We start from the raw sequence: 16,684 nt of genomic DNA, 5'->3' as shown, positions 1-16,684 counted from the left end.
CCCGTCACACCCCGCAGCCATTCGGGCCTGTCGCCCGAGCCCCCTCGCCGCCCTCGACATGGGCAGCAGGAGAAGATTGCCGCCCGGGGCAGGAATCGTTATCTTCCCCTCTTCACAGGAATCCCCACAGCACAAGGACCAGGACATGCCGACCCTCGCCAGCATACATCTCTACCCCATCAAATCGACGGCAGGCATGCCGCTGGAGCGCGCCCGGGTAACCCAGGAGGGACTTGCCGGGGATCGCCGCTACATGGTGGTCAAACCGGATGGCACCTTTATCACCGCCCGCACCCATCCCCAGTTGCAGCAGGTGGTGGCCACCCCCGTCGAGGGGGGGCTGCAACTGCGCTATCCGGGTCTGCCCCCCCTTGCCCTCATGGAGGCGGCGTTCAGTCGCGCCCCTCAGCACACCGGTGTCTGGGGGGATCGCTTTACCGCCCTGCACACCGGGCCCGACGCCGATGAGTGGCTGAGCCGGGTGGCGAGGGAGCCGGTGCGCCTGCTCTGGCTCGGGGAGGCATCCGATCGTTTTCGGGAGAAGACCGGCACCCGGGTGAGCTTTGCGGACGGCTACCCCTTGCTGCTCATCAGCCAGGCTTCCCTTGAGGATCTCAACCTGAGATCCGATGCCTTGCACCAGATGAGCCAGTTTCGTACCAACCTGGTGGCGAGCGGCACCCGCCCCTTCGAAGAAGATGGCTGGAAGCGGATCCGCATCGGCGAGGTGGAGTTTCGGGTGGACAAGCCGTGCAGCCGCTGCATCATGACCACGGTGGAGGCAGGCACGGAGCGCTTCAATGCCCTGAAAGAGCCGCTGGCCACCCTCACCCGCTACCGCCGTGGCGAAGATGGTGAGGTCTATTTCGGCCAGAATCTGGTGGCCCTGAACGAGGGGTGGATTGAGGCGGGCAGCGAGATCGAGGTGCTGGAGCGGGCCCGGGCGCCGGTCTACCCCAACGCGGCCCCGAAAAAGCGGGAGCTGGTGTGCGTCGCCCGGGAACCCCTGGCCCGGGATCTGGAAACCTTCTGGTTCGAGGCCGCCGACGGCGAGCCCCTGCCCGACTACCTGCCTGGCCAGCACCTGCCCATCAGCCTCGATATCAAAAACACACGGGTTCAACGCCGCTACACCCTGAGCTCCACGCCGGAGCGGCCCGAGCGTTACAGCATCAGCGTCAAGAAGCTGGCCGATGGCCACCTCTCCCCCTGGCTGCACCATGAGCTGCGCGTGGGCGATCACCTGCTGGCCGCCCCCCGGCCGGCGAGTTTCACTTAGGGTCCGAGCGCAGGCTGCTGCTGCTCTCGGCAGGATCCGGTGTCACCCCCATGCTCTCCATTGCCCGCACTCTGGCACTACGGGGAGAGCTCGGTGACGTCCACTTCATGCACCTGTGTCGCAGCGAGGCGGATATTCCTGCCGCCAGCGAGCTGCACGCCATGGCGCAGCAGGGAATGACCCTCACCCTGATCCTGAGCCAGCCTGACAAACACTGGCAGGGACTCAGCGGCCGTCTGAATGACGATCATCTGGGCCGGATCCGGGGTTTGCAGGAGCGGGAGGTGTTCATCTGCGGCCCCCACGGCTTTATGGCCGATTCAGCCAACCGGTTGAGCGCCCTCGGCGTACCGGCCGGGCGCATCCGCCAGGAGAGCTTTGGCGGGGCCCTGCTCTCGGTGGCCCGCCCCCATCAGGCGGTGCAACTGCGTATCGGCGAGCGGGAGTTTGCTGGCAACAACCAGGGCACCGTGCTGGATCAGGCCAACAAGCAGGGGGTAGAGCTGCCCTGGAGCTGCCGTGCCGGCATCTGCGGCAGTTGCAAGCAGACCCTGGTCTCGGGCGAGGTGGATCACCCCGATGCCCCCGCCATCAGCGCCGCCGAGCGTGCCGAGGGCAAGATCCTCACCTGCTGCGCCGTGCCCCTGACGGATCTGGTGATCAAATAGGGTGATCGGGGGGCAAAACCCCGTCCCCGGAATGCAAAACGGCTGCCCGAGGGCAGCCGTTTTCTTTAGATGACTGGCTATCAGCCACGCAGGGCGGCGATGCGCTGCTCGATGGGCGGGTGGCTCATGAACAGCTCGCTCATGGAGCGCTTGCCGTTGATGCCGAACGCCATCATGGAACCCTCCATCTGCGGCTCGGCACCGCGGGCAAGACGCTGGAGCGCGGCAATCATCTTGTCGCGGCCGGCCAGCTTGGCAGCACCGGCGTCGGCACGGAACTCGCGCTGACGGCTGAACCACATGACGATGATGGAGGCGAGCACGCCGAACACCATCTCCAGCACGAACACGGTGATCATGTAGGCGAAACCGCCGGTGCTGCAGCTCTCTTCCTCGTTGTTGGAGCTGAAGAAGTTGCTGATGACGCCGGCCACGATGCGGGCGAAGAACATCACGAAGGTGTTCACCACCCCCTGGATCAGGGTCAGGGTCACCATGTCGCCGTTGGCCACGTGGCTCACCTCGTGGGCCAGCACGGCTTCCGCCTCGTCGCGGCTCATGCTGTAGAGCAGACCGGAGGAGACGGCGACGAGGGAGTCGTCACGGCGGGCACCGGTGGCAAAGGCGTTCATCTCGGGGGAGTCGTAGATCCCCACTTCCGGCATCTTGATGCCAGCCTCACGGGCCTGACGGGCAACAGTGCTCACCAGCCAGTGCTCGGTCTCGTTGCGGGGCTGCTCGATGACCTGGACGCCATAGCTGCGCTTGGCCATCCACTTGGACATCAGCAAGGAGATAAAGGAACCCCCAAAACCGAACACGGCACAGAACACCAACAGACCGGAAATGCTGGACTTGTTGATCCCCAGAACCGAGAACAGGATATTGAGTACCACCCCCAGCACCAGCATGACGGCCAGGTTGGTCACCAGGAATAGCATAATTCGCTTCATATTGACTCCTTGTGAGATATGGATGCATGGTTCTGGGCGCCCCAGGGGCGACCGATGCCACACTTGCCCCAGATAATAGACAGACTCGATGAATGTTTGCTGAATGTCTGGCCTCAGAGCAAGGGCGACACATCGAGACAGTGGTGCAAATCCACCTCATTCACCGCGTCCACGAAGGGGAGCTCCCCCAGAAATGGGGCCGGCAACATGGCTTTCAAGGTGTCCAGGTTCTCCTCGTAGCGGCTCATGTGCGGATCCACCCGGTTGATGACCCAGCCCGCCAGGGTCAACCCCTGCTGGCGAATGGCGCTGACGGTGAGCAGGGCATGGTTGAGGCAGCCCAGCCTGGCCCCCACCACCAGGATCACCGGCAGCCGCTCCTGGGCGACCCACTCCGAGAGCAGACGCTGATGATCCAGCGGCAGGAACCAGCCCCCCGCCCCTTCGACAATGACGAGATCGGCCCCAGCTCCCTCAATCTCCCGCAAGCCGGCGGACAGCCCCTCGAAGGGGATGCTCACCCCCCGCTCACGGGCGGCGATATGGGGGGCGATGGGCGGCTCGAAGGCATAGGGATTGACCTGCTCGTAGGGCAGCGCAACCGTGGCCGCCTGCTGCAACAGCAAGGCATCCAGATTGCGAAGCCCCTCCGGGGTGCGGGTGCAGCCCGCCGACACCGGTTTGTACCCGGCGCAGCGAATGCCTCTGGCGGCAAGCGCCAGCAACAGGGTGCGGGCCACCAGGGTCTTGCCCACGTCGGTGTCCGTACCCGTGATGAAATAGGATGTCCCCATGATGATTCCTCGATGCAGTGCAGGGGCGCAGAGGCGCCCCGATATCCATGGTGAAAGGCAGGCGCGCGTCCTGCCGCTGAAGGGGTGGGTGCGCCGGGTCTTTTTGTGTCAGCGCCGCACCAGGCGCCCGAGGCAGACCTCGTAGCTGGCGGCCAGCAGGCCGTCCGGTTGACGGTGGCGCTCGTAGGCCTCCCCCAGTCGCACCAGGCGCTGGCGATGACCCAGGCCCGCAGACCGCTCGTCGTTGACCTGGCTCGCACCTATCCCCTTGAGGTCGCGCAGCAGTCCACTGAGCGCCGGGTAGGCGAGGGACCAGGTCAGCGGGCAGAGTGCCGGGGCCTCGAAGCCCCCGTCACGGGCCGCCTGCTGCAACTGGGGCAACGTCAGGAAGCGATTGACATGGTCACGACCATCCACGGCCCGCCAGGCCTCCCGCAGTTGCCACAGTGACCCCGAAAGCAGGGTCGAGAAGAAGACCTGGCCACCGGGTTTGAGCACCCGGTTGAGCTCGGCAAAGGCCTGGGCCGGCCGCTCGCACCACTGCAGGGCCAGGCTGGAGAAGACCCAGTCCAGGCTCTGGTCGGCAAAGGGCAGCCCCTCCGCATCGCCGCACACCAGGCGGGCTCCGCTGCCGCGAAGGGCCGCCTGGGCCAGCATGCCGGGTGCGAGATCCAGCCCGGTCAGCGTCTCGCAGCGCGGCGCCAGGGCAGGCAGGAAGAAACCGGTGCCGCAACCCAGATCCAGCCCGGCCCCTGAGCGCACCTCTTTCACGCCCCCCTCGTCCATGCGCGCCAGCAGCGACTGCCCCACCTCCTGCTGGAAGCGGGCGTGGGCGTCGTAGTGGCGGGCCGCCGCCCCGAAGCGGCGGGCGAGCTGTGCCTTGTCCACCGACTGGAAACGCTCATGCACCATGGGCGCCCCCTCTCTCGTCGGTGGATGGGCGGGGTCCCAGGGCCTCGAGCAGGCGATCCACGTCATCTTCGCCATGGGCGGCGCACAGGGTGATGCGAAGGCGCGCCGTGCCGACCGGCACCGTGGGTGGGCGGATGGCGCCGGCCCAGATACCGCACTCCCGCAGCCGCTCGGCCAGTTGCAGGGCAGCGACGCTCTCCCCCACCAGCAGCGGCTGGATGGGGGTATCGCTTGCCCCAAGCCGCCAGCCGAGCGCCTGCGCCCCCTGCCGGAACCGGGCGACAAGGCGAGCCAGATGGGCACGGGCCTCGTCGGCTACGCGTACCAGCTCGATGCTCTGGCGCACGGCGCACGCCTGGGCGGGGGGCATATGGGTGCTGTAGACATAGTGGCGGGCAAAATTGACCAGGTACTCCACCAGCTCGCGACTGCCCCCCACAAAGGCGCCGGCCACCCCGAGCGCCTTGCCGAAGGTCCCCATCTGGATGTGCACGCTGGCAGGAGCAACCCCCTGGGCCGCCAGGGTGCCGCGCCCCTCGGCACCCAGCACGCCGAGGCCGTGGGCATCGTCAATCATCAGCCAGTTGCCGCTTCGGGATGCGAGTGTGGCCAGCTCAGCCCAGGGGGCCTGATCCCCGTCCATGCTGAAGACCCCTTCCGAGACGATCAGGCCCCGGTTTGGCTCAAGCAGCCGCTCAAGGGCCGCCATGTCGTTGTGGCAAAAGCGCTTCATCTTGCAGGGGAGCTGGCTCCCCATCTCCTGCAGGGAGGCGTGGTTGAGCCTGTCCTGCCACAGCAGGTGCTCCTTGCCGAGCAGGGCCTTGAGCACCGCCTGATTGGCGGAGAAGCCACAGTTGAACAGCAGCACCGCCTCCACGCCGAGCCAGTCGGCAAGCGTCTCTTCCAGCTGCTGGTGAGCGCGGCTGTAGCCGGTCACCAGGGGCGAGGCGCCTGCCCCTGCGCCATATTGCGCCACCCCCGCCGTGAAGGCGGCCTTGATGGCGGGGTGACCCGCAAGGCCCAGGTAGTCGTTGCCAGAGACATTGAGGTAATCGCGCCCCCCGACCCGGATCCGCCCGCCGCTCGCCACATCCACCGGGGTGCGTCGGCGCAGCAGGGTGGCCTGTTCACGCTCGGCCAGCGCCTCCCCCAGGGCAAAGGGGCCGGTAACAACGGGCGTCATCATGGACGGAGGACATCTGCGCGGGAACGGGTGGCATCGTAGAAGAGTTCGCTCGGCTCGCTCTGGCGGTTCACCTCGGCCAGCAGCTCCTCCTCTTGAACCTGATCCGGCTTCTGGGCCCGCTGGGCGGGGCGAATGCCAAGGCGCTTGAAGAGCTGCATGTCGCTGTTTTCGTCCGGATTGGGGGTGGTCAGCAGCTTGCAGCCGTAGAAGATGGAGTTGGCCCCGGCCATAAAGCACATGGCCTGCATCTGCTCGTTCATCTTCTCCCGCCCGGCGGAGAGGCGCACGTGGGAGGCCGGCATCATGATGCGTGCCACGGCGATGGTGCGGATGAATTCGAACGGGTCCAGGTTCTCCTGGTTCTCCAGGGGCGTCCCCTTCACCTTGACCAGCATGTTGATGGGCACGCTCTCCGGGTGGCGCGGCAGGTTGGCGAGCGCCATCAAGAGGCCCGCACGGTCTTTCGCCTGCTCCCCCATGCCGACGATGCCGCCGGAGCAGACCTTCATGCCGGCGCCGCGCACATGCTCCAGGGTGTCGAGCCTGTCCTGATAGGTGCGGGTGGTGATGATGTCGCCGTAAAACTCCGGCGAGGTGTCGAGGTTGTGGTTGTAGTAATCGAGCCCAGCAGCCCCGAGACGCGCCGCCTGATCGGCGGTCAGCATCCCGAGCGTCATGCAGGTCTCCATGCCGAGCCCGCGCACCTCTTCAATCATGCGCAGGATGTAGGGCATGTCCTTCTCTTTCGGGTTGCGCCAGGCTGCCCCCATGCAGAAGCGGGACGAGCCGTTGGCCTTGGCCTCCCGGGCCCGCTCCAGCACTTTTTCCACCTCCATCAGCCGCTCGGTCTCGAGCCCGGTGTGGTAGCGAGCGCTCTGGGGACAATATTTGCAATCTTCCGGGCAGGCCCCGGTCTTGATGGAGAGCAGGGTGCTTACCTGCACCTCGTTCGGGTCGAAATGGGCGCGGTGCACCGTCTGGGCCTGGAACAGCAGATCGTTGAATGGCAGGGCAAAGAGATCCTGAACCTCGGACAGGGTCCAGTCGTGACGAAGGGCGTGGGCACCCGCGGTGAGAGCATTCATACATGGCTTCCGGTTGTTATTGGTGGGATCCTGCGCCGCGCTCAAGAGAGCGTTCGCCGCAAGACCCGCCAGCTGGACAGCGCGATGCCAGGGCGTTCGCGAAGCCAAGTGGCTGAAATTGTTGGCTAGTGTAGAGAGCACGCGTAGACTGTCAACACCGACCAGATCAAATCAATTGACAACAGAACACAAAATGACCAATCAAGAATTCGACCTGCACCACGTCTGGCACCCCTATACCTCCCTCACCCATCCCCTGCCCTGCTATGAAGTGGCCAGCGCCAAAGGGGTGACCCTCACCCTGACGGACGGGCGCGAGCTGGTGGATGGCATGAGCTCCTGGTGGGCCTGCGTTCACGGCTATCAGGTGCCGGAACTGGACGCGGCCGCCACCGCCCAGCTCGGCAAGATGTCCCACGTGATGTTTGGCGGCCTGACCCATGCCCCGGCGGTCGAGCTCTGCCGCAAACTGGTGGAGATCACCCCGAAGGGGCTGGATCGGGTCTTTCTGGCTGATTCCGGCTCGGTGGCGGTGGAGGTGGCCCTCAAGATGGCCCAGCAGTACTGGCACGCCAAGGGGACGCCCCGCGCCAAATTTGTCGCCCTTCGGGGCGGCTATCACGGCGACACCTTCGGCGCCATGAGCGTGTGCGACCCGGATGGCGGCATGCACGAGCTCTACCAGGGCTTCCTGCCCGAACACCATTTCGTCGAAGCGCCAAGCTGCCGCTTCCACGCCCAGTGGGACGAGCAGAGCGTGGTGGAGCTGGCCACCCTGGTGGCGGATCATCACGAGGAAATTGCCGCCATCGTGCTAGAACCCATCGTCCAGGGGGCGGGCGGCATGCGCTTCTATCACCCCCGCTACCTGCAGTGGGTGCGCGCCCTGTGCGACGAGTTCGGCCTGCTGCTGATTGCCGACGAGATAGCCACCGGCTTTGGCCGCACCGGCCAGCTCTTTGCCTGCGACTGGGCCGGCATCAGCCCCGACATCATGTGCCTGGGCAAGGCGCTCACCGGCGGCTATCTGACGCTGTCGGCCACGCTCACGACCGAACATGTGGCTCGCACCGTGTGTGACGGCAAGGCAGGCGTCTTCATGCACGGCCCCACCTTCATGGGCAACCCGCTTGCCTGCGCGGTAGCCAACGCCTCCATCGAGTTGCTGCTCGCCTCCCCGTGGCAGGCGCGGGTGCAAGCCATCGAACACCAACTCAAAACCGAACTGGTGGAACTGACCCTGCACCCGGCGGTGGCGGATGTGCGGGTGCTCGGCGCCATCGGGGTGGTGGAGATGAAGGAGCGGGTGGACGTGGCGCGCATCCAGCGCAAGTTCGTGGAGCTGGGCGCCTGGATCCGTCCCTTTGGCAAGCTCATCTACCTAATGCCCCCCTTCGTCATCACCCCCGAGGAGCTGCGGGTATTGACCGGCGCCATCCACGAGGCCATCACCATCGGCGAATATTGAGTCCGGATGAACGGGCCCTGCATGAGAACGCAGGGCCTTTCGGCGCTTTTTCATCAGAATGTGAGCAAGACACCAAAACCCGTCCGGCGAGGAGAGTAGACTGCGCGGGTTTTACCCAACAGATGTACCAGCCCCATGCGCCTCTCCATTGCTGCCAAGATCAACTTCTTCCTGCTCTTCATCTTCTCCATGGTGTTGGTGTTTTCCGCGGCCTATCAGGCGGTGCGCGAGCGTGACCTCATCCTGACCCTCATCAAGGAGCAGAGCCGCGAGCAGACCGAGGCCTACTTCGACGGCCTCAACATGCTGATGCTGACCGGCAAGATGGACGCCCGCGACACCCTGCGCGCCAAGTTTCTCCATCACGCCCACGTGGAAGATGCCCGCATCGTGCGCGGGGCGGCGGTCAACAAGCAGTACGGGCCGGGCCGTGACGTCGAGGCCCCGAAGGACAGGTACGATGCCCTGGCGCTGGCGGGCAAGGGGAGCCTGGAGGTAGAGCATGACGGCATGCACAGCCGGCTGGTGGTGACCCGCCCGCTGCTGGCCAGAAAGGATTTTCGCGGTACCGACTGCACCAGCTGCCACCAGGTGCCGGAAAACACCGTGCTGGGGGCGGTGCGTTTTGACTACTCCCTCGACACCCTGTTTACCCGGGTGGAGCAGAACATCCTCACCTCGGCCCTGAGCCTCACCCTCATCTTCGGGCTGGGACTCCTGCTCACCCTCTGGGTCATCCGCACCTGGATAGTCCGCCCCCTCAACCAGCTGACCCGCTCCATGGAGGAGGCCACCGATCGCAACGACTTCGGCCACAGGCTGGAGGGGGATGAAGGGGACGAGATTGGCCGGGTGGCGCTCGCCTACAACCAGATGCTCGACAGCGTGGAGCGCCAGATAGGCAAGCGCCCCGCCTCTCAGGGGCTGGATGACGGCGACGGCCCTCAGCCCCGGTAGTAAAGCAGCAGGCAGGCCACCAGGATCAGCAGCAGGATGAAGAGATTGACGTGGCGGGCATCTTCCTGCCGACGGCTGCGGCCACGGGCCAGCACCAGCACCACCAGGGTCAGCAGGCAGCAACCCCAGAGCCCGCGCTCCAGCCAGGGGGTAAGCAGGGGGTCCCAGCTCTGGCGCACCTTGACGCCCCCATAGACCAGAAAGCCGTAAGCCACCTCTGGCCGGGCGAAGTGATAGAGGGAGAGCAGGGCGACAAAGCCGCCCCAGCAGAGGATCACCAGCCCCTGCAACACCCGTATCCAGCCATCCGGCCCCCGCCTGCGCTCCTTCACCCTCACCCCCGTCCAGCCGCCATGATCCATGCACTATGCATGGGGAAATCCCCGCAAGGGTCCGACATTTTTGCTTGTTTATCAAACCTGCGCGGGTAAGATGAACGGCTTAGTCTGCCATGGTGGGCCAACTGCGCCCGGGCCAGACCCCTAGTGTTGCAAATAGCGCTGCAAGAACAAGCTGGAGACAATATTTCGATGACGCACGCATCCGTAGTTGATGTGCTGGCCGGTAAGTATTCGGTCGGCACCACCCTGACTGTGAAAGGGTGGATCCGGACCCGCCGCGATTCCAAGGCGGGGATCTCATTTTTGGCCGTTTCCGATGGCTCCTGCTTCCATCCGGTGCAGGCCGTCGCCCCCAATACCCTGGCCAATTACGAGAATGAAGTGCAACGTCTGACCACAGCTTGCTCCGTCGAAGTGACCGGCACCGTGGTCGAGTCCCAGGGCAGCGGCCAAGCGTTCGAACTGCAGGCCACCGAGGTCAAGGTGGTGGGCTGGGTCGAAGATCCGGACACCTACCCCATGTCTGCCAAGCGCCACAGCATCGAGTACCTGCGCGAGCAGGGCCACCTGCGTGCCCGCACCAACATCGTCGGTGCCGTGACCCGGGTGCGCAACTGCCTCTCCCAGGCCATTCACCGCTTCTTCCACGAACAGGGCTACCTCTGGATCGCGGCGCCCCTCATCACCGCCTCCGACACTGAAGGGGCCGGCGAGATGTTCCGCGTCTCCACCCTGGACATGGAAAACCTGCCGCGCACCCCCGAAGGCAAGGTGGACTACGACAAGGACTTCTTCGGCAAGGAGACCTTCCTGACCGTGTCCGGCCAGCTGAACGTCGAAACCTACGCCTGCGCCCTGTCCAAGGTCTACACCTTCGGCCCGACCTTCCGCGCCGAAAACTCCAACACCAGCCGCCACCTGGCCGAGTTCTGGATGGTGGAGCCGGAAGTGGCCTTCGCCGATCTGGAAGACAACGCCGCCCTGGCCGAAGCCATGCTGAAGTACGTCTTCAACGCCGTGCTGACCGAGCGCCGCGACGATCTGGAGTTCTTCGCCCAGCACGTGGACAAGGACGCCATCGGCCGTCTGGAGCGCTTCGTCGCCTCCGACTTCGCCCAGATTGACTACACCGACGCCATCGACGTGCTCCAAAACTGCGGCAAGAGCTTCGAGTTCCCGGTCTCCTGGGGCATCGACCTCTCCTCCGAGCACGAGCGCTACCTGGCCGAGGAGCACTTCAAGTCCCCGGTGGTGGTGAAGAACTACCCGAAGGACATCAAGGCCTTCTACATGCGCCTCAACGACGACGGCAAGACCGTTGCCGCCATGGACGTACTGGCCCCGGGGATCGGCGAGATCATCGGCGGCTCCCAGCGTGAAGAGCGCCTCGAGGTGCTGGATGCCCGTCTGGCCGAGATGGGCCTGAACAAGGAAGACTACTGGTGGTACCGCGATCTGCGTCGCTATGGCACCGTGCCCCACTCCGGCTTCGGTCTGGGCTTCGAGCGCCTGGTGGTCTACGTGACCGGCATGGGCAACGTGCGCGACGTGATCCCCTTCCCCCGTACTCCCCGCACCGCCGAGTTCTAAGGCGACCCGCCTACTCGCACCGTGCAAAAGCCGACCCCCAGGGTCGGCTTTTTTTATGCCCGCCTCGCTCTTCCCGCACCTGTCATTTCCGCCTTTTGCATTCCAAACCCTGTGCTCTCCCCCATCTTTCCCGTCATTTATCTGGTGTGCGCCAGGAGGCGGTCCCCTGTTCAAGGGCTGAACCGTAGTTTTTATGCACTTAAATCGGAAAAAAGCCGGTTGTTGAAGCAACGCAATTTTTTACCCCTTTAGGGGTGACAAAATGTCCATTAACCCTTCAGGGGTAATTGATGACAGCGGATCCCGGGCAGCTGGCCGATGGGGACATGGATAAATACACGAGGTAATGGAATGATCTTGATGGAATTTTTGGTGGTACTCGGCTGCTTGCTGCTGGGTACCCGCTTCGGGGGCATGGGGCTGGGTCTTATCAGCGGTATCGGTCTGTTCCTGCTGACCTTCGTCTTCGGCCTGGTGCCGGGCGAGCCGCCGGTGCAGGTGATGCTGACCATACTGGCGGTCATTGGCTGCGCCGCCACCCTGCAGACCGCCGGCGGTCTCAACCTGATGATGCAGGTGGCCGAGCGTCTGCTGCGCCGCCACCCCCAGTACATCACCCTGCTGGCGCCGCTCACGACCTGGACCCTCACCTTCCTGTGCGGCACCGGCCACGTGGTCTACACCATGTTCCCCATCATCGCCGACATCGCGCTGCAAAAGAACATCCGTCCGGAGCGCCCCATGGCAGTGGCGTCCGTTGCCTCCCAGATGGCCATCTGCGCCTCGCCGGTCTCGGTGGCCGTGGTCTCCATGGTCTCCATCCTGGCGGCGGCTCACGGCGTGGGTCAGGCTTACGGTCTGCTCGACATCCTGATGGTGGCCATCCCCTCCTCGCTCACGGGTGTCATGATGGCGGCCCTGTGGAGCCTGCGCCGCGGCAAGGATCTGGACAAGGACGAGGAGTTCCAGGCCAAGATCAAGGAACCTGCCCAGCGCGACTTCATCTACGGCGGTGGTGAAACCCTGCTCAACACCAAGTTCCCGAAAGAGGCCTACTGGTCCACCTGGATCTTCTTCGCCGCCATCGCTGCCGTGGTGCTGCTGGGGGCCGATGAGGCGCTGCGCCCCGTCTTCACCATCAAGGAGAAGACGGGCCCCCTCTCCATGAACCTGGTGATCCAGATGATGATGCTGATCGCCGGCGCCATCATCCTGATGCGCTGCAAGGTCAAGCCGGGGGAGATCGCCAACGGCGCCGTCTTCAAGGCGGGCATGGTCGCCATCTTCTCCGTGTTCGGGGTCGCCTGGATGAGTGAAACCTTCTTCCAGGCCCACATGCCGCTGCTCAAGGAGACCCTGGCCCACGTGGTACAGGCCCAGCCCTGGACCTACGCCCTGGTGCTCTTCCTCATCTCCAAGCTGGTGAACAGCCAGGCCGCGGCGCTCACCGCCATCGCCCCCATGGGGCTGGCGCTGGGGGTCGAACCCAAACTGCTCATCGCCTTCCTGCCGGCGAGCTACGGCTACTTCGTGCTGCCGACCTACCCGAGCGATCTCGCCTGCATCGGCTTCGACCGCTCCGGCACCACCCGCATCGGCAAGTTCATCATCAACCACAGCTTCATCATTCCGGGCCTCATCGGGGTGGTGACCTCCTGTACCCTGGGCTTCATCCTGACCAGCATCCTGCTGTAACAGGCATCCGGTGCGAGCGGCTCCCCCGTGGGAGCCGCTTTTTTATCCCCGCATCCCCGGCCCGCGCTTTGCCATCGCCCCCCACTCTGGGTAGCATGAGCCCTCTTTTTTTCAGCGGAAATCCCCCATGTCTCGCGTCATCCTGCTCTGGAGCGGCGGCAAAGATGCCATGCAGGCCCTCTGCCACGCCCGGGAGGCGGGCCATCAGGTGGTGGCCCTGGTCACCTTTGCCCCGCCAGCGCCCCGCTTTCTCGCCCATCCTCTGTCACAGGTTCGCCGTCAGGCGGCGGCCCTCGCACTGCCCCATCGGCTGGTCACCATCGAGGCGCCCTTCGATCTCGGTTATGAGCGGGCCCTGGCGGCATTGAAAGAGGAGTGGCAACTCGATGGGGTCGTCACCGGCGACATCGACAGCGTGGGGGGCGCACCGAACTGGATCCGCGAGCGCTGTCGCCCCCTGGGGCTCACCGTCCACACCCCGCTCTGGCAGCAACCCCGCGAGGCGTTGCTGGCGGACATGCTGGCCCGCGGCATCGTCTCCCACCTCTCCTGCGTCGATACCCGGGTACTGGCCCCCGAATGGGTGGGGCGCAGGCTCGATGCGACCACCCTGGCCGAATTGCAGCAACTGGCGGCAACCCGGGGCTTAGATGCCTGCGGCGAGCAGGGGGAGTACCACACCATGGTGACCGACGGCCCCGGGTTTGCGGCGCCGCTGACGCTCGGCCACTGGCAGGTGGCGCGCCAGGAGCACCTCGCCTATCTGCAGGAGGACGAGGAATGACCTCTCACGATGGCGACACATAAAAAACGGGAGGCACTGGCCTCCCGTTTTGCTTGTCTATGACGCCGGCCTATCTGGCCAGCTTGCCCAGCACCCGCTTAAGCAGGCGGATGCGCGGCTCGATGCTCTCCAGCAGCAGGAATTCCGCCTCCGAGTGGAAGCCGCCCCCCATGGGGCCGAAGCCATCGAGGGACGGCACGCCTGCGGCGGCGGTGAAGTTGGCATCCGAGCCGCCCCCCGCCTCCAGCCAGTTGAAGGGGACGCCCTCCTCCCTGCCTGCCGCCTCCACCAGTGCCATCAGGGCCTCGGTGTCGCCGCTCGGGCGCATCGCCGGCTTGAAGCTCTGGCGCGCCACCTCGACCCGGCAACCGGCGAGGAAGGGGTTGTTGGCCATGAAGGTGAGCCGGTCGTGCACCGCCTGCGCCTCTTCGTTGCACCAGAAGCGCAAATCCACGATCGCCTCGGCAAAGTCGGGCACCACGTTGACGCCGGTACCGCCCTGCACCACCCCCACGTTCATGGTGGTGCCGGTCTCCATGTTGACCTGCTGGTTGATGGCGAGCACCCAGTGGGCCAGCTCCGTGATGGCGGAGACCCCTTGTGCCAGGGCCGAGCCTGTATGGGAGGCTTTGCCGTGGAAGGTGATGCGGTACTTGGCATTGCCCTTGCGGGCGCTGATGAGATCCCCGCTCGGGCGGGCCGCCTCGGCCACCAGCACGCAGCCGCTCTGTTTGGCTTTTTTCACCAGCCATTCTTTGGACCAGGGGGAACCAATCTCCTCGTCGCAGTTGCAGCAAACCAGCACCTTGAGCCTGGCCAGCACGGCCGGGTCCAGCTCTTTCAAGGCATACCAGGTAGAGAGCAGGCCGCTCTTCATGTCCGAGACGCCGGGGCCAAAGGCCTGATTGCCTTCGATTTTCAGCGGTCGCTTGGCCGCCGTCCCCTCGGGGAAGACGGTGTCCATGTGGCCCACCAGCATGACGTCGTAGTGATCCGCCCCCGGGGCATTGGTTGCCTCGAGGCAGGGGCCGCACTCGGCGGCGAACTGGTGGCGGGTCACCTGCCAGCCGATGGCCTCATATTTCTCGGTCATGATATCGGCGACCCGGGCCACCCCGGCCGGGGTGCGGGTGCCGCAGTCGAGGTTGATGAGCGGGGCGAGATCCGCCAGATAGGTATCGAGGGAGAACGGGCGCGTGAGGTCGTTCATTGTCTTCTCCATGGAACAATCTGCGTAAAACACAGACTGTTTTTGCAACGATAAGAGTGGGCGGGCACTCGACGCCGCCTCGTCAACGGCGGTCGGCCAGCGTGGATCAACTGGCCGCCGCCTCTACTACACCAGAGCCTTTACATGAACAGCAGATAGTTGAGGAGCAGCGCCGTCACCAGGGCCCCCGCCATGGGCACGCTGGTGCGCTTGACCACCACGAAGGGAGAGACCTTGGCGATGCCCGCACAGGCGATGAGCACCGCCGCGATGGGGGAGACGGTGCGGCCGATGCTCGAGGCGAGCTGCATCGGCAGCAGCATGGTCACCGCCGGCACGCCAAACTTGGCTGCCACCGCGGGGGCCAGGGAGGAGAAACTGAGGAAGGCTGCGTTGCCCGAGCCCATGATGACCGCCGCCACCATGATGAGCCCCACCATCACCAGGGTCATCAGGCCGCTGCCGATGCCGGCATTGCTGGCCGAATGGAGCAGGGTGTCGATGGCGCCGATGGCCTTGAGGGATTCGGCGAAGAGCTCGGCACAGACGATGAGCGCCACCACGGGGCCGAACACCTTGCCCATGCCGTCGAGGAAGCTGGAGAGCCCCGCGAAGGCGGTGCGCACCGAGCGGGTGCGCAGCAGCTCGCACAGCATGCCGATAAAGACCGACAGCAGCATGGCCACCTCCACGCTGACGCTGATGCTGGTCACCAGGAGCTTGGAGAAGGTCATCATCAGTACGAAGGGGATGATGGGCAGCAGGCCGTACCAGGTCGGCGCGGCCACCTCGTCCGCCCCTTTTTCGTCAAGCTCGGCGTGCTCGCCGCGATGCAGGGCCGGATCCCAGCCCTCCTGGCGGTCACAGTGCCGCTGCCAGAAGAAGTGCAGCACCATGGTCACCAGCAGCATGGGGACCACCAGCCAGATCTGGTAGTCGACGAAGTAGCTGGTGGGATCCATGCCGGATTGACCGGCGGAGAAGATGGCGTTGGTCTGGGTCGGGCCGATTTCGAACGCCTGGGAGGTGGCGATGACGCCGCAGGCGGAAGCCGGGCTGATGCCGAGGTTGCGCATCACCGGGTACATGGTGACCATCAGCAGCAGGCCAAGGCCGGTGGCGGAGGTGACGAACAGGGAGACGAAGACCGCCACCAGGTAGCAGATGGCCAGCATCAGGTAGCTGGACTGGATGCCCGCCACCGGTTTGACCGCCACCCGCACCAGGGCCTGGGAGGCGCCGATATGGGACATGTAGGTGGCAAAGCCCGCCACCGCCATGATGGTGAGGCCGAGCCCCGCCGCCCGGTAGGAGAAGATCCCTTTGAACACCTCGAACAGGTCGAACAGGGCGAAGCCGGTGCTCTTGTCGGCGGGCAGAATGGGGTGCAGTCCCAGCCAGTAGGCGACGGTGAAGAGGGCCATGCCCGCCAGCGCCAGCACCGCCTGCGGGTTGTAATCCTTGATGATGCCGTAGACCACGGCGATCAGCACGAGCAAGACGAAGACGAGTTCCAAGGTGCACTCCTGACAAGATTATCGAGAAGCGCAATCTAGTGGTGGATCTCCCCTTTCCTCTTGATCACCATCAATAAAGATGGAAAAAGCAAACGATTGTAGATTTTTATTCCAAAAATAAAACTAAAAACGACATTTAACATCACAAAACTGGATCTAGAATGCTCCCCAGGGTATCCCTGACCGACAACCGCCACTTTGTTTGCGTTGGATCAACATCCCGCCGGGGTGAACTGGCCAAGATG

13 protein-coding genes and 1 pseudogene are annotated in these 16,684 nt (G+C 64.8%); 6 read left to right on the top strand and 8 right to left on the bottom strand.

Annotation, left to right across the window (positions count from 1 at the left end):
* Nucleotides 1-145: 145 nt before the first annotated feature.
* Nucleotides 146-1,947: pseudogene (locus tag C2U47_RS17640) on the top strand (MOSC N-terminal beta barrel domain-containing protein).
* Between the two features lie 80 nt (nucleotides 1,948-2,027).
* On the opposite strand, the gene htpX reads toward C2U47_RS17640, so the two are convergent.
* The 5 genes from htpX to bioB form a co-directional block, all read right to left on the bottom strand.
* Nucleotides 2,028-2,900 carry a protease HtpX gene (htpX, locus tag C2U47_RS17635; RefSeq protein ID WP_103261782.1) on the bottom strand — a complete coding sequence of 291 codons (873 nt, stop codon included), beginning with the start codon at nucleotides 2,898-2,900 and terminating at the stop codon, nucleotides 2,028-2,030.
* A 113-nt stretch (nucleotides 2,901-3,013) separates the two neighbouring features.
* On the bottom strand, nucleotides 3,014-3,694 hold the full coding sequence (gene bioD / locus C2U47_RS17630; protein ID WP_041212695.1) for a dethiobiotin synthase: 681 nt from the start codon (nucleotides 3,692-3,694) through the stop codon (nucleotides 3,014-3,016).
* A gap of 108 nt (nucleotides 3,695-3,802) precedes the next feature.
* The gene (bioC, locus tag C2U47_RS17625) at nucleotides 3,803-4,606 is read right to left on the bottom strand and encodes a malonyl-ACP O-methyltransferase BioC (RefSeq protein ID WP_041212694.1); all 804 of its coding nucleotides are present in this window, start codon (nucleotides 4,604-4,606) and stop codon (nucleotides 3,803-3,805) included.
* On the bottom strand, nucleotides 4,596-5,792 hold the full coding sequence (gene bioF / locus C2U47_RS17620; RefSeq protein ID WP_103261781.1) for an 8-amino-7-oxononanoate synthase: 1,197 nt from the start codon (nucleotides 5,790-5,792) through the stop codon (nucleotides 4,596-4,598). Before bioF ends, bioC begins: the two co-directional genes overlap by 11 nt.
* Nucleotides 5,789-6,877, bottom strand: a complete 1,089-nt coding sequence (gene bioB / locus C2U47_RS17615; RefSeq protein ID WP_043155235.1) for a biotin synthase BioB — start codon at nucleotides 6,875-6,877, stop codon at nucleotides 5,789-5,791. Before bioB ends, bioF begins: the two co-directional genes overlap by 4 nt.
* A gap of 193 nt (nucleotides 6,878-7,070) precedes the next feature.
* Here bioB and bioA point away from each other — a divergent pair, with 193 nt between their 5' ends.
* Together bioA and C2U47_RS17605 are read left to right on the top strand one after the other, a co-directional pair.
* Nucleotides 7,071-8,345, top strand: a complete 1,275-nt coding sequence (bioA, locus tag C2U47_RS17610) for an adenosylmethionine--8-amino-7-oxononanoate transaminase (RefSeq protein WP_043155237.1) — start codon at nucleotides 7,071-7,073, stop codon at nucleotides 8,343-8,345.
* Between the two features lie 135 nt (nucleotides 8,346-8,480).
* The gene (locus C2U47_RS17605; RefSeq protein ID WP_043155238.1) at nucleotides 8,481-9,302 is read left to right on the top strand and encodes a HAMP domain-containing protein; all 822 of its coding nucleotides are present in this window, start codon (nucleotides 8,481-8,483) and stop codon (nucleotides 9,300-9,302) included.
* Here the strand turns inward: C2U47_RS17605 and C2U47_RS17600 are convergent.
* Nucleotides 9,290-9,592: a hypothetical protein gene (locus C2U47_RS17600; RefSeq protein ID WP_010674063.1), complete on the bottom strand. Its 303-nt coding sequence runs from the start codon at nucleotides 9,590-9,592 to the stop codon at nucleotides 9,290-9,292. The genes C2U47_RS17605 and C2U47_RS17600 overlap by 13 nt on opposite strands.
* Before the next feature lie 240 nt (nucleotides 9,593-9,832).
* Between C2U47_RS17600 and asnS the strand changes: the two genes are divergently transcribed.
* The 3 genes from asnS to C2U47_RS17585 all read left to right on the top strand — a co-directional run bounded on the left by asnS (nucleotide 9,833) and on the right by C2U47_RS17585 (nucleotide 13,712).
* A complete protein-coding gene (gene asnS / locus C2U47_RS17595) occupies nucleotides 9,833-11,233 on the top strand; it encodes an asparagine--tRNA ligase (RefSeq protein ID WP_039039869.1) in 1,401 nt (466 codons plus the stop codon).
* A 351-nt stretch (nucleotides 11,234-11,584) separates the two neighbouring features.
* Nucleotides 11,585-12,928, top strand: a complete 1,344-nt coding sequence (locus tag C2U47_RS17590; RefSeq protein WP_043155239.1) for an anaerobic C4-dicarboxylate transporter — start codon at nucleotides 11,585-11,587, stop codon at nucleotides 12,926-12,928.
* Between the two features lie 127 nt (nucleotides 12,929-13,055).
* Nucleotides 13,056-13,712 (top strand): hypothetical protein, encoded by a 657-nt coding sequence (locus C2U47_RS17585; protein WP_043155241.1) that lies wholly within the window; start codon nucleotides 13,056-13,058, stop codon nucleotides 13,710-13,712.
* Between the two features lie 70 nt (nucleotides 13,713-13,782).
* Here C2U47_RS17585 and C2U47_RS17580 read toward each other — a convergent pair whose 3' ends face one another.
* Both C2U47_RS17580 and dcuC read right to left on the bottom strand, forming a co-directional pair.
* Nucleotides 13,783-14,922 carry a M20 family metallopeptidase gene (locus C2U47_RS17580; protein WP_043155242.1) on the bottom strand — a complete coding sequence of 380 codons (1,140 nt, stop codon included), beginning with the start codon at nucleotides 14,920-14,922 and terminating at the stop codon, nucleotides 13,783-13,785.
* 140 nt (nucleotides 14,923-15,062) lie between these two features.
* Nucleotides 15,063-16,439 carry a C4-dicarboxylate transporter DcuC gene (dcuC, locus tag C2U47_RS17575; protein WP_049636352.1) on the bottom strand — a complete coding sequence of 459 codons (1,377 nt, stop codon included), beginning with the start codon at nucleotides 16,437-16,439 and terminating at the stop codon, nucleotides 15,063-15,065.
* Nucleotides 16,440-16,684: the final 245 nt, after the last annotated feature.

The organism is Aeromonas sp. ASNIH7 (genome assembly GCF_002903485.1).
Lineage (GTDB): Bacteria > Pseudomonadota > Gammaproteobacteria > Enterobacterales > Aeromonadaceae > Aeromonas > Aeromonas caviae.
This window is presented reverse-complemented; position numbering and strand designations above follow the sequence as displayed.